This window comes from Citrobacter sp. 50677481 (assembly GCF_001463265.1).
Classification (GTDB): Bacteria; Pseudomonadota; Gammaproteobacteria; order Enterobacterales; family Enterobacteriaceae; genus Citrobacter_A; species Citrobacter_A sedlakii.
In genome coordinates this window covers 23,752-37,084 of record NZ_LNHZ01000053.1, presented here as the reverse complement: position 1 = coordinate 37,084, position 13,333 = coordinate 23,752, and the positions used below count along the sequence as shown (strand labels likewise).

Genomic DNA, 13,333 nt, shown 5'->3' with positions numbered 1-13,333 from the left:
CCCGACTGGCAACGCGTAGCGGGTGGCAGAAGCTAGTCCATCGCCACCTTAATCGCCTCGCCAAGCTTTTGCATCACTTCCCGGTGTTTCTCGTCCGGTGGTAGCGCGCAATTGATGCGCACGCAGTTGCGGTATTTACCTGATGCCGAAAACAGGGAGCCGGGCGCAACCTGGATTCTCAGTCGACAGAGTTGTTTCGCCACGCAGACCATATCGACCTGTTCTGGTAATTCAACCCACAGTAAAAAACCGCCTTTTGGCCGCGTGATGCAGATGCCGCCGGGAAAATATTCCCGTGCCCAGCAGGTGTAGATTTCCATGTTGCGTTGGTAAATCTGGCGCATTCGCCGGAGGTGACGGTGATAGTGACCCTCCCGGACAAACGCGGCCGCCGCCAGTTGGGTGACCGGGACGTTGGAGCCGATAACGGCGTACTTCATATGCAGCAGCTTGTCATGGTAACGGCCAGGCGCCACCCAACCGACGCGCAGGCCCGGCGCGACCGATTTGGTAAACGAGCTGCACAGAATCACCCGTCCGTCGATATCCCAGGCGTGAATGGTTTTCGGGCGAGGGTACTCCGAGGCCAGTTCGCCGTAAACATCGTCTTCGAAAATAACGATATCGTGACGCTGGGCGAGCGCCAGTACCGCTTTCTTACGCGCATCCGGCATGATAAACCCAAGCGGATTATTGCAGTTTGGCACCAGTATGACCCCTTTGACCGGCCATTGTTCCAGCGCCAGTTCCAGCGCTTCGATACTGATCCCCGTATCCGGATCGGTAGGAATTTCAATTACTTTGATGCCTAAACCGCGCAGAAGCTGCATGGTGCCGTAGTATGCGGGCGATTCCACGGCGACAATATCCCCCGGCTGACACACCGCCAGCAGCGCCAGCGACATGCTGCTCTGGCTGCCGCTGGTTATGACAATATCTTCGGCGGTGACCACGGAACCGCCGTCGAGCATCAGTCGCGCGATTTGCTGACGCAGTTCGCGACAGCCGGATAGCTCATCATAGCCCAGCACCGCGCTCAGATTGTGCTGCGCGACGCGGCTTAACTCGCGCCAGAGCGGCTTCAGGCTTGGCTGGCTGATGTCCGGGATGCCGCTACTAAAGGGAATAATGGACGCGTCGTGATGCCCTTCCAGCATATCCTGCACCTGATCCCACTGGGTGATCTCCACCGGACGCTGTACCGGTCGTGACATCGGAGGGACCGGCGGCTGCGCTTTGCGCGGCGCGACAAAATAGCCCGACCGCGGCTGTGGCGTAATGAGCTGCTGCGATTCCAGGCGCTGATACGCCTGTTGCACAGTGCTGATACTCACGCCATGTTGCTGGCTCAGGCTGCGCACTGACGGCAATTTTTCTCCATGACGATATAAACCTTGCTCAATACGTTCAGCCAGCAGATTGGCCAGATGTTGATAACGCGTCATGCTGTATCCCTTATAAATGCCATACAGATTTCAAAACCAGTACAGACAGGTGCATTTTTTGCAGTGCAGACGTATTTTTAGTCAATCTGTATGTTAAAGAAAAGTGTTTTTTGAATCTGTAATGAATAATCGCCCCCCGCCAGAATAAAGCCTCAGGTTAATGCGGAGGTGGAGAATGGAATTTTACGAGAACAGGGCAAAACGGCCATTTGCGGGATTTATGCTGATCTGGCGGGCGTATAAAGCGTGGCGCTTACGGGTTTACTCGCGACGCATTTTGCAACAGATGAATGATGAATGGCTCAAAGATATTGGCTTACGGCGGGATGAGCTCTAAAAGCCCGTAAAATCAATAAGGGCGACGCGCACAGCGTCGTTCTAAATACATTCATGATATTTATCAATTCATGCGAATACCCGGCCTGTTTCTTGATACTTATCCTGATAAGTATTATTTTCCCCTCAGCTAAGAGGGGAAGTGCTATGACCGAAGACGAACTGTTTGCCCGCCGTCCGATGGGCATGCGCATGGCGATGGTGGTGCGTCAGTGGCGCGCCATTATTGATACCGCCATCACCGACACCGGCCTGACGCAGTCAAGCTGGACGGTATTGATGCAATTGCATCAACTGGGCGATAACGTCTCGGTAAGCGAGCTGGCTGAAATGCAGGGTATTGAACTGCCGCCGCTCATGCGCACGCTCGCGCAGCTGGAAAAACGGGGTTATCTGATACGTTCCATATCGCCCTGGGACAAGCGTATTCGCCTGCTCACCCTGACGGACAACGGTCGCGCGGTTCTGCGTGAACTCAACAGGGTGATCGAGACGTATCAGCAGCGCGTGACCTGCACCATCCCGGAAGCGGAACTTGCCCTTTTCAGCGCCACACTTAATCAAATCGCCTGCAATCTGCGGACAATCCGCGAAGAAGATAATCAACGTTAAAAATGATGACGCCAGAACAAAAATTTGCCCGTTGGGTAAGGGGGAGTATTGCCGCTTTCCTGGTGATATTCGCCTGGTTTATTGTTGCCGATATCTGGATCCCACTGACGCCGGACGCCACCGTAATGCGCGTGGTCACGCCGGTTTCTTCCCGGGTATCCGGTTACGTCTCCCACGTTTACGTACACAACAACAGCCAGGTGAAAAAAGGCGATCTGCTGTATGAGCTCGACCCGACACCGTTTATTAATAAAGTTGAGGCTGCGCAGATCGCTCTGGAACAGGCGAAACTGAGCAATCAGCAACTGGATGCGCAGATCGCCGCTGCGCGCGCCAGCCTGCGCACCGCGCAATACACCGCCCACAACGACAGACTTACGCTTAATCGCTACCAGAAGCTGAGCGCGATGCAGAACGTCTCTCAGGCGGATCTCGACAAAGTCCGCACCGCCTGGCAAACCAGCGAACAGTCGGTATCGGCATTGACAGCCAATATTCAGAACCTGCTGATCCAGCGTGGCGAACGCGACGACAGTCGTAACGTCACGCTTCAAAAATACCGTAACGCGCTTGACGAGGCGAAGCTGAACCTGGGCTGGACGAAGGTCAGAGCCGAGACCGACGGCACGGTGAGTAATCTGCAGCTAAACCCCGGCCTGTATGCCACTGCCGCCACACCGCTGCTGGCGCTGGTCAGCAACCAGACCGATATCGTGGCCGACTTTCGCGAGAAGAGCCTGCGCCATACTCAGACCAGCACCGATGCCGCCGTGGTCTTTGACGCACTGCCGGGCAACGTGTTTCCCGCTCACGTCACCAGCAGCGATGCCGGGATCCTGGCGGGGCAGGAGGATGTGAATGGCCAACTGTCGCAGCCGGAGCAGTCCACACGCTGGGTACGTGATGCCCAGCGGATGCGCATCCATGTGGCGCTGGACAAGCCGCTGGAAAAACCGTTACCGACCGGGGCGCGCGCCACAGTGCAACTGTATAACAGTGAAGGGCCGTTTGCCCGCACCTTCGCCGGGGCGCAGATCCACCTCGTAAGCTGGCTGCACTATGTTTATTAGCTCTCTGGCCTCGATAAATACGCTGGCACAGGTGTTTACGCCGCACGGGAAGATTGTTTACACGGCCAACGATTTTCGCCAGACCGTACGCATCGCCGTCGCCGGAACGGTTGCCCTCAGTGTTTCCACATTTTACAACGTTCAGTACGGCGTGTTTTTTGTGGTCTATCCGCTGATGCTGATGTCGCTGGTGCCGGTGTTTAACCGTCACGTGGCGACGCAGTTTGTATTCAGCGCAGCGGTGAACTGCGTCGAAATGGTACTGATTGTCGGTTATCTTTCGCAATGGCCGCTTATTATGACGCTGGTGGTATTGGCTCTGTACGTGATGCGCTTTCGCTTTATGAGCAAGGGGACACTGTTTCTGCTCGGCTCAATGGGGGTGGTTTGCCAGAGTACAATGCTTAACTTTATGAGCTATCCCACCACGAACTGGCATACGCTGATGTTTTCCAATATGGAAGCCTGCGTGATGGCCGTGGCGCTGAGCGCGCTGCTGCACTATCTGATTCCCGATGTGGAACCGCGACAGCCGCCGCCGCGTATTGACAAAGACGCTGCCCGGGTTCGTCATGAGTCGCTGCTTTCCGGCAGCGTGGCGACGATGATTTTTGTGGTTTTCCAGATTTGCGATCTCAGTGACTCCCTGTCGGCGCTGATGGCGGGCATTTTGATTCTCTTTCCCATGCACTATCGTGGCGCGGTGATCAGTTCTATCTGGCGCGTGGTGGGCGTCGTGTTGGCCTGCCTGTACATTCTGGTGGTGCAGCTGATTATTTATGACTTCAGCAACCACATGCTGCTCATGATGCCGTTAATTGGGCTCGGCCTGGCTTTCAGCGCCCGCCTGCATGTGATGGAAAAGGTCGGCGCGGGAGTGGGCTTCGCCAGTATCACCACCATCGGCATTATGTTCGGTCAGAACCTGCACCCGGACAGCGACCTGGTGTTCAGCGATCTGTACCGCATCACCTCGGTCACCGTGGCGCTGATGGTAACGCTGACGATGGTGTTTTTGGTACACCGGGTACTGAACTGCTTTGCGGCAACGCGGTTTGTGGTGGAGTGATTCGGGCTTACATGGGAAGGCGCCGGATGATAGCGTAAACGCTTTCTCCGGCCTGTCGGGCCAGACCCGACAGGCATCGCCATCGGGCAGGGAGGTATTACTTCTTCAGCCCCGCAAATGCGGCTCTGATTTCGTCTTCCGGCAATTGAATACCAATAAACACAAGCTGGCTGTGGGGTGTTTCGTCGCCCCACGGGCGATCCCAGTCGGCGCTGTACAGACGCTGTACGCCCTGGAACAGCAGGCGGTTGGGTTCGCCTTTAATCCATAACATCCCTTTGTAGCGCAGCAGTTTGTCGGCGGATTCCAGCAGCAGGTTTTCCATCACGCGCGAAACGTCGCCAATATCTACCGGATAATCCAGTTCCACCACAATGGAATAAATATCATTCTGCTTATCGGCAATAAAATGGAAGCGTGGTGTCGCGCTGACCACGTTCTCTTCCAGCATAAAGCCGTTAGTATCGAACAGGAGAGAGAGGTCAATATCGCCGTGCGTCACGGTATATACCGGGGCGCGGGCGTTGATGCGCGCCAGCCGCTCGCGCAGTTTTTCACTCCCGCCCGCCACGTCGGTTTTGGTCAGCAGGATACGGTCGGCGTAACCGACCTGGGACTGGGCGATGGTGAACTGATTCATCTGCTCGTCGGCGTGAACCGCATCGACCAGCGCAATAACGCCGTCCAGCAGATAACGCTGGCAAATGACCTCATGGGAGAAAAAGGTCTGAATGATCGGACCGGGGTCGGCCATGCCGGTGCACTCAATCACCAGCCGGTCAAAGCTGATGTTGCCTTTATCAAGATTATCAAGCAGGTCCAACAGCGCATCCTCCAGCTCGTTGGAGCGGGTGCAGCAAATACAGCCGTTAGTCAGGGTTTTTATCTGCGTGGCGCGATCGCCAATGAGTTGGTCGTCGACGGAGACTTCGCCGAACTCGTTTTCGATAACAGCGATTTTATAGCCGTGCTGTTCGTTGAGGATATGGCGCAGCAGGGTGGTTTTACCCGCGCCAAGAAATCCGGTGAGTAGGGTGACTGCAATAGGGGTCATTCACTTCTCCTTCTAACAGCAGCGCATGCCGCCTTTACCGTCGCCGCCGTAGCGTGCTTGCTGGCGCTCGCGGAAGAACTCTTCGTAGCTCATGTACGGCTGATCGGGATGATTGGTCTGCATATGCTCGACGTAATTGTCGTAGTCTGGAATGCCAATCAACATCTTCGCCGCCTGGCCGAGGTACTTTTTTGCCTGCCCTAAGTTACCAAACATTGTCTTATACCTGTAATGAATTAAGCCGGATAGCGGCTAACGCCTTATCCGGCCTACTTTACTGCGGCGCTCATCATACGTAGACCGGGTAAGCGCAGCGCCACCCGGTCTCGGTTTTTAATGATGTGAAGATGTCTTCACGCCGCCTTCCGGAACCGGAACGTACGGGGTTTCTTTATCGGTACGTTTGTCCACGTTGCGCACTTTCAGCCAGGTTTTAAAACCGTAGAAAATAATGCTGTACACCACCACCAGGAACAGAATGCTCAGGCCTGCGTTGGTGTAGTTGTTCACAACAATGTGGTTCATGTTGGCGATCTGCTGAGCGGTCAGCTCGCCACCGTTGGCAATCTTCTCTTTGTATTGGTTAGCCATGTAGAAGAAGCCTTCCATCTGCGGGTTGTCACTGAACAGTTTCAGACCCAGCGCCCAGGTGGTGCAGATCAGCAGCCAGACCGCAGGGATCACGGTGACCCAGATGTATTTGGTGCGTTGCATTTTGATCAGCACCACGGTGCCGAGAACCAGCGCCACGGCAGCCAGCATCTGGTTAGAGATACCGAACAGCGGCCACAGGCTCTTCACGCCGCCCAGCGGATCGACCACACCCTGGTACAGCAGGTAGCCCCACAGACCCACGCAGCCCGCGGTGCCGATAATGCCGGCGACCAGAGAGTCAGTTTTCTTCAGGAACGGCACGAAGTTACCCAGCAGATCCTGCAGCATGAAGCGGCCAGAACGGGTACCGGCGTCCAGCGCGGTCAGGATGAACAGCGCTTCAAACAGAATACCGAAGTGGTACCAGAAGCCCATATCCGCCATAGGCAGCACCTTGTGGAAGACATGCGCGATACCTACCGCCAGCGTCGGTGCGCCGCCAGCACGGTTCAGCACGGACGGTTCACCGATGTCTTTCGCAGTTTGCAGGATCTGCTCTGGCGAAATCACGAAGCCCCAGGAGCTGACGGTGGCCGCCGCGTGTGCGGTGACGTCTTTCAGTTGCGCCATAATCAGCGGCGCGTTTTCGCCACCCATTTCATGCAGGTTCGGCATGGTGATGCCCAGGCCCGCTGGCGGGGTGTTCATCGCAAAATAGAGACCCGGTTCGATGATGGATGCCGCAACCAGCGCCATGATCGCTACGAAGGATTCCATCAGCATTGCGCCATAACCAATGAAACGCGCGTCGGTTTCACAAGCCAGCAGTTTCGGTGTGGTACCGGACGAGATCAGCGCGTGGAAGCCAGAAACCGCGCCGCAGGCAATGGTAATGAACAGGAACGGGAACAGCGCGCCTTTCCACAGCGGGCCGGTGCCGTCGATGTACTGAGTCATCGCAGGCATTTTCAGTTCCGGGTTCAGGATAACGATACCCAGCGCCAGACCGACGATAACGCCGATCTTCAGGAAGGTCGCCAGATAGTCGCGCGGCGCGAGGATCAGCCAGACCGGCAGCAGTGCGGAAACAAACGCGTAGCCGATCAGCGCGAAGGTAATGGTGGTGTCTTTAAAGGTCAGCGCCGGGCCCCAGTACGGGTCGTGCGCGATCACGCCGCCGAAATAGATCGAGGCGACCAGCAGAACGATACCAATCACGGAGACTTCACCCACGCGACCGGGGCGAATAAAGCGCATGTAAATGCCCATAAACAGCGCGATCGGCACCGTTGAGCAGACGGTGAAGACGCCCCACGGGCTTTCCGCCAGCGCTTTGACCACGATCAGCGCCAGGACGGCGAGGATGATGATCATGATTAAGAAGCAACCAAAGAGGGCGATGGTCCCCGGCACGGTGCCCATTTCTTCTTTGATCATCTCGCCAAGCGACGCGCCGTTACGGCGTGAAGAAATAAACAGTACCATGAAGTCCTGCACCGCCCCGGCCAGCACCACGCCCGCCAGCAGCCACAGCGTACCCGGCAGGTAGCCCATCTGCGCCGCCAGAACCGGCCCAACCAGTGGACCCGCGCCAGCGATAGCGGCAAAGTGGTGACCAAACAGCACGTAGCGGTTGGTCGGAACATAGTTCAGGCCATCGTTATTGATGACTGCAGGCGTTGAACGTGTAGGGTCAAGCTTCATCACCTTTTGGGCGATGTACAGGCTGTAGTAGCGGTAAGCCACCAGATACACCGACACGGAAGCGACCACGATCCACAGGGCGCTGACGTGTTCACCCCGACGTAAGGCCACTACCGAGAGGCAGAAGGCCCCGATGATCCCGAGGATCACCCAGGGTATGTGCTTGAATATCTTTTTAGTATCCATAGTAAAACCTGGTTTTCTAAGATGAATAATTGGCCGAAGCCGTTGGGTTTGCGTTGCGTTTGAGGAGAAAAAAATGACGACTAAGGTGAAGCGATCTTGCCAGAGGTACGCGCGCGTAAAGTAAGGTAAATGGGTAAGCGGTCAAATGTTGAGTTAAGCGGTCAGAAGTGTCAGTAAGCGGTAAAGACGACCGTTAAGGGATTGATTTTATGTGACTGAGATCACAATGAAAAATACTGTGGCCTCGGGCAATAAGGGTCTACGCTTATTGCCGACACTCTTATAAGGAGAAGAACATGGAAAACGTCACCCTCGCACTCTCTGAGGCCTATGCGCTGTCACGCGAAGTGTTATGTAAAAACGGCTTTAGCGCTGAACATGCAGATGCTATCGCGCGTAACGTCACGGCGGGTGAACGCGACGGATGCGCGTCACATGGCCTGTGGCGGCTGCTGGGGATTGTCGACACCCTGCGTAAGGGAAAAGTCTCTGCGGATGCGCGTCCGGTCATTACCGATCAGGCCCCCGCGATTGTCAAAGCCGACGCGGGCGGCGCGTTTTCGCTGGTGGCCTATGAACAGGCGCTGCCGCTGCTGATTTGCAAAGCCAAAACCTGCGGCATTGCGGCGCTGGCCATTAATCGCTGTGTGCATTTCTCAGCGCTGTTCGCCGATATCGAACCGCTCACCGACGCCGGGCTGGTCGGCTACGCCTGTACGCCAAGCCATGCCTGGGTCGCGCCGGCTGGCGGTACGCGTCCGTTGTTTGGTACGAACCCCATCGCCTTTGGCTGGCCGCGAAAAGACAAGCCGCCGTATATTTTCGATATGGCGACCAGCGCGGCGGCGCGCGGTGAAATTCAGCTTCATCTGCGAGCCGGAAAGCCCATACCCGAAGGCTGGGGAATCGACAGTGAAGGGCAACCGTCTACCGATCCGCAGGCGGTGCTGGATGGCGCGATGCTGACGTTTGGCGGGCATAAAGGCTCCGCCTTCGCCGCGATGGTGGAGCTGCTGGCCGGGCCGCTGATTGGCGATATGACCAGCGCAGAGTCGCTGGCCTGGGACGATGGCGCAGGCGGTTTGCCGTACGGCGGCGAGCTGATCCTGGCGCTTGATCCTGAACGGTTTCTGGGTGCGGAAGCCCATGTACATCTGGATCGTGCTGAAACGCTGTTTGCCTCAATGCAGGCGCAGGGGGCGCGGCTGCCGGGCGAGCGCCGTTTCATCTCGCGGCAAACATGCCAGGATGCAGGCGTGACGATCCCACGCTCGCTGTATGAGGAGATTTCAGCACTGCTGTAACGTACGCGGGCAGCCGCCCGCTGCCCGTTTGCAGAGTGGGTTATCACCGTTATTGCCAGTTAATTAAGCAAATTTCCTGTGATACCGCCCGCGGTTCCATAAAGTTTTCTCATTCCAGGCCGAAAACCAGAGTATCTGTCTAGCGGAAAGAGAAAACATGTTAAAACGTATCAAGATTGTGACCAGCTTATTGCTGGTCCTGGCGCTGTTTGGCCTTTTACAACTCACCTCAGGCGGTCTGTTCTTTAACGCATTGAAGAATGACAAAGAGAATTTCACCGTTTTACAAACCATTCGCCAGCAACAGTCCACGCTAAACGGTAGCTGGGTGGCGCTGTTGCAGACCCGCAATACCCTGAACCGCGCGGGTATCCGTTACATGATGGATCAGAACAACATCGGTAGCGGCGCGACCGTGGCGGATCTGATGCAGATAGCCACGGCGTCGCTGAAACAGGCGGAAAAAAACTGGGCCGATTACGAAGCGTTGCCGCGTGACCCGCGCCAAAGCGAAGCGGCTTCGGCTGAGATCAAACGCAATTACGACATTTACCACAACGCGCTGGCTGAACTTATACAACTGCTCGGCGCGGGTAATATCAACGCGTTTTTCGATCAGCCAACCCAGGGATATCAGGACGCTTTTGAGAAACAGTATGTGAGCTATCTTGAGCAGAACGACCGACTTTATGACCAGGCGGTCAAGGACAACAACAACTCTTACAATCAGGCGATGTGGGTGCTTGGCTGCGTGCTGCTCGCGGTGCTGGTGGTGATTTTTGCCGTCTGGTTTGGCATTAAGCTGTCGCTGATTGCGCCGATGAACCGGCTGATTGAAAGCATTCGCCATATCGCCAGCGGCGATCTGGTGAAGCGTATTGATGTGGAAGGCTCTAACGAAATGGGCCAACTGGCGGAGAGCCTGCGCCATATGCAGGGCGAGCTGGTGCGTACCGTGGGTGATGTGCGTAACGGCGCGAACGCGATTTACAGCGGCGCCAGTGAAATCGCCATGGGCAACAACGATCTCTCCTCCCGCACCGAACAACAGGCGGCGTCTCTGGAAGAGACCGCGGCGAGCATGGAAGAACTGACCGCTACCGTGAAGCAGAACGCCGAAAACGCCCGTCAGGCCAGCCATCTGGCGCTTAGCGCCTCCGAGACGGCGCAAAAAGGCGGCAAAGTGGTGGACAACGTGGTGCAGACCATGCGCGATATCGCTTCCAGTTCGCAAAAAATCGCCGACATTATTAGCGTGATCGATGGTATTGCCTTCCAGACCAACATTCTGGCGCTTAACGCGGCGGTTGAAGCGGCGCGTGCAGGCGAGCAGGGCCGCGGATTCGCTGTGGTCGCCGGTGAAGTGCGTAATCTGGCGCAACGTAGCGCCCAGGCGGCGCGTGAGATCAAGAGCCTGATCGAAGACTCGGTGAGCCGTGTTGACGTTGGCTCTACGCTGGTGGAAAGCGCGGGCGAAACGATGGATGAGATCGTGAACGCGGTCACGCGCGTAACCGACATTATGGGCGAAATCGCCTCCGCGTCTGACGAACAAAGCCGTGGGATTGATCAGGTCGGCCTGGCCGTGGCGGAGATGGATCGCGTCACGCAGCAGAACGCCTCGCTGGTGGAAGAGTCCGCAGCGGCGGCTGCAGCGCTGGAAGAGCAGGCCAGCCGCCTGACTCAGGCTGTCGCCGTGTTCCGCATCCAGCAGGAGCAGCAGCGCGCGCGCGAAACCGCCAGCGTGAAACCGGTGTCGGCGCCCGTTCAGCCGCGCAAGGCCGTTGTGGCGGATACCGGCGAGAACTGGGAAACGTTTTAAGCGGTAAAGCCGGTGGCGAAGGAACGCCGCCGGTTGGCGCTGCGCTTAACCAGCCTACCGGGTAAGCGTCGGCCTGGGAAAGCGTAGCCGCCCTCGGACGTTTACCTCAGACGCAGGCGCATGGCGCAGCGGGAACCACGGGCGATACCCCGCGCCGTTTCTGCTTCTCGCTTCTGACGCAATGCGGCTGGCAGCGAGTCCTCGTCGAGCATCTCAAAGCCCAGCCGGGCATACAGCGGCGCGTTCCACGCCACGTCACGAAACGTGGTCAACGTCATCGCGGTATAGCCCTGTTCATCAGCCCATTGTCTGACAACGTTGAGCAACTGACGACCAATTCCTTTCCCCTGCCAGTCGAGATGCAGCGAAAACTCTGCGATATACAACGAAGACTCCTGTGCTTCTGCGAGCAGGAAGCCAACGGTATGCCCGTCGGTTTCTGCCAGCCAGCTCATTCCGGCTAAGACATATTCCCGATGCTGCTCCACGGTCATAATGGTGTCGTCAGCGATCCAGGCAAGCGCAGGAACGGCTAAAAAGCGCCGTCCTGCCGAGCGCTCAATAGCGGGCAGGTCGGCGGTATCAGCAAGTGTGGTGGGGCGGCAGTGTATTTTCATCCACTCAGTATATTGCCTTTCACACCTTACGGGGATCGCTAATTGGCTGGCGAACCAGGAAGATGTAAGCCAGCGCGCCTGCTGCGGTGACGCAGCCGCAAATAATCAACGCCAGGCGGAATGAGTGGGTGGTATCAACGATAAAGCCGGTAATAATCGGCGCGAACGAGGCGCAGATAAAGCTGGCGAAGTTCTGGATACTGCCCACCGACGCGGTCATCCGTGAAGCGACAGCCACGTGGATAAGACCCCAACAGGAAGTCCCGGCGAAATGGATACAGAACAGCGCCATGCCAATCAGCAGAACCGCGCTCATGGAGGTGGTGGCGTTTGGCACCACAAAGGTGAAGGCCGCAGAGCACAGCATCCCGGCGATAATGCAGATTTTACGGCTTTTAATTGGCTGCATTCCGCGTTTTACCAGCCCGTCGGTGACGTAGCCGTTGACCAGCATCCCCGCCGCGCCGAACAGGAAAGGGATCGCCGCCATCAGCCCGGTGCTCTTTAAATCCAGGCTGTAGGCCGTTTGCAGATACCCAGGCAGCCAGGCCAGATACAGCCACGCGGTATAATTAATGCCGCTAAAGCCGAGCATCATGCCCCACATGGTGCGGTTGCGGAACAGGCTGCGCCATTCGGCAAAACTCAACGGGTCGCGACGGGCGTTGACGCTCCCGGCGTTCAGATAAGCCTGCTCGACGGCGGTCAGTTCCACCTGCTCGCGGTTGCGATACAGCATATACCAGCCGATGGCGAGAAAGATGCCCAGCACGCCGATGGTAATAAACATGCCGCGCCAGCCCATGACCAGCATCATTGCCGCCAGAATCGGCGGACTGATGGCTACGCCAATAGTGGATGCCGCGTTAAAAAAGCCCATTGGTCGACCACGTTCTTTGATGTTAAACCAGTCGTTGATGACCTTCACGCCGCACGGGTTCATCGGCGCTTCGCCAATCCCCATGCCGATGCGCACCAGCACAAACTGCGTAAAGCTGTGCACCATCCCGGAAAGCGCCTGAAACAGCGACCAGAAGAACATGCCGAGGCCGAGCATAATGCGTGGCCCTTTGCGGTCCAGCAGCGGGCCGCAGGGAAGTTGGGCGATGCCGTAGGCCAGAGAAAAGACCGACAGCAGCGCGCCGATCTCGGTGGCGCTTAGCCCTAACTCTTCCCGGATCGTCAGGTTCGCCACCGACAGCGAACTACGGTCAAGATAATTAATCACCGCCGCGAAAAATAATAAAATCATTGCAGTGGTCTGAATACGTTTTATTCGACTGCTGCGTTGTACCATGCCTTCAGGCGGGACGGTAATATCGGCAGTGGCCGGTTTGTCAAATGAAGAACGCGGGTCGAGGGTAATATTTTCTTTTTCCACGCCGGACTCCCATTACTTGTGTTTATTATTTTCTGCGGGACATCGTGTCGCGCAGCGTTCATGTAAACGATCGGCAAAGGAATATTTTATCCCCGCCGCTCACAATGCTTTTTTAATAACGTCGACAGTTCGTGAGCAT

At 56.6% G+C, this 13,333-nt stretch carries 12 protein-coding genes; 6 read left to right on the top strand and 6 right to left on the bottom strand.

What is annotated here, in order from left to right; genetic code table 11:
- Nucleotides 1-32: 32 nt before the first annotated feature.
- Nucleotides 33-1,445: a PLP-dependent aminotransferase family protein gene (locus tag APU02_RS13935; RefSeq protein WP_060570330.1), complete on the bottom strand. Its 1,413-nt coding sequence runs from the start codon at nucleotides 1,443-1,445 to the stop codon at nucleotides 33-35.
- Nucleotides 1,446-1,620: 175 nt separating this feature from the next.
- Between APU02_RS13935 and APU02_RS25230 the strand changes: the two genes are divergently transcribed.
- From APU02_RS25230 to APU02_RS13920, 4 genes are all read left to right on the top strand, one after another.
- Nucleotides 1,621-1,782 carry a DUF1127 domain-containing protein gene (locus tag APU02_RS25230; protein ID WP_072197122.1) on the top strand — a complete coding sequence of 54 codons (162 nt, stop codon included), beginning with the start codon at nucleotides 1,621-1,623 and terminating at the stop codon, nucleotides 1,780-1,782.
- Between the two features lie 146 nt (nucleotides 1,783-1,928).
- The gene (locus tag APU02_RS13930; RefSeq protein WP_042292325.1) at nucleotides 1,929-2,393 is read left to right on the top strand and encodes a MarR family transcriptional regulator; all 465 of its coding nucleotides are present in this window, start codon (nucleotides 1,929-1,931) and stop codon (nucleotides 2,391-2,393) included.
- A gap of 2 nt (nucleotides 2,394-2,395) precedes the next feature.
- A complete protein-coding gene (locus APU02_RS13925; protein ID WP_060570329.1) occupies nucleotides 2,396-3,463 on the top strand; it encodes an HlyD family secretion protein in 1,068 nt (355 codons plus the stop codon).
- The gene (locus APU02_RS13920; RefSeq protein WP_060570328.1) at nucleotides 3,453-4,532 is read left to right on the top strand and encodes a DUF2955 domain-containing protein; all 1,080 of its coding nucleotides are present in this window, start codon (nucleotides 3,453-3,455) and stop codon (nucleotides 4,530-4,532) included. Before APU02_RS13925 ends, APU02_RS13920 begins: the two co-directional genes overlap by 11 nt.
- A gap of 97 nt (nucleotides 4,533-4,629) precedes the next feature.
- Here the strand turns inward: APU02_RS13920 and yjiA are convergent, their stop codons facing one another.
- The 3 genes from yjiA to btsT all read right to left on the bottom strand — a co-directional run bounded on the left by yjiA (nucleotide 4,630) and on the right by btsT (nucleotide 8,070).
- Nucleotides 4,630-5,586, bottom strand: coding sequence for a GTPase (gene yjiA / locus APU02_RS13915; protein WP_060570327.1), 957 nt, complete (start codon nucleotides 5,584-5,586; stop codon nucleotides 4,630-4,632).
- Between the two features lie 12 nt (nucleotides 5,587-5,598).
- Nucleotides 5,599-5,802: a YbdD/YjiX family protein gene (locus APU02_RS13910; RefSeq protein WP_042292305.1), complete on the bottom strand. Its 204-nt coding sequence runs from the start codon at nucleotides 5,800-5,802 to the stop codon at nucleotides 5,599-5,601.
- Nucleotides 5,803-5,919: 117 nt separating this feature from the next.
- Nucleotides 5,920-8,070, bottom strand: coding sequence for a pyruvate/proton symporter BtsT (gene btsT, locus APU02_RS13905; protein ID WP_042292303.1), 2,151 nt, complete (start codon nucleotides 8,068-8,070; stop codon nucleotides 5,920-5,922).
- Between the two features lie 296 nt (nucleotides 8,071-8,366).
- Here btsT and APU02_RS13900 point away from each other — a divergent pair, with 296 nt between their 5' ends.
- Both APU02_RS13900 and tsr read left to right on the top strand, forming a co-directional pair.
- The gene (locus APU02_RS13900) at nucleotides 8,367-9,374 is read left to right on the top strand and encodes an Ldh family oxidoreductase (RefSeq protein ID WP_042292302.1); all 1,008 of its coding nucleotides are present in this window, start codon (nucleotides 8,367-8,369) and stop codon (nucleotides 9,372-9,374) included.
- A gap of 157 nt (nucleotides 9,375-9,531) precedes the next feature.
- A complete protein-coding gene (gene tsr, locus APU02_RS13895) occupies nucleotides 9,532-11,196 on the top strand; it encodes a methyl-accepting chemotaxis protein (RefSeq protein WP_042292301.1) in 1,665 nt (554 codons plus the stop codon).
- 101 nt (nucleotides 11,197-11,297) lie between these two features.
- Here the strand turns inward: tsr and APU02_RS13890 are convergent, their stop codons facing one another.
- A complete protein-coding gene (locus APU02_RS13890; RefSeq protein WP_060570326.1) occupies nucleotides 11,298-11,813 on the bottom strand; it encodes a GNAT family N-acetyltransferase in 516 nt (171 codons plus the stop codon).
- 19 nt (nucleotides 11,814-11,832) lie between these two features.
- On the bottom strand, nucleotides 11,833-13,194 hold the full coding sequence (locus APU02_RS13885; RefSeq protein WP_060570325.1) for an MFS transporter: 1,362 nt from the start codon (nucleotides 13,192-13,194) through the stop codon (nucleotides 11,833-11,835).
- Nucleotides 13,195-13,333 lie beyond the last annotated feature (139 nt).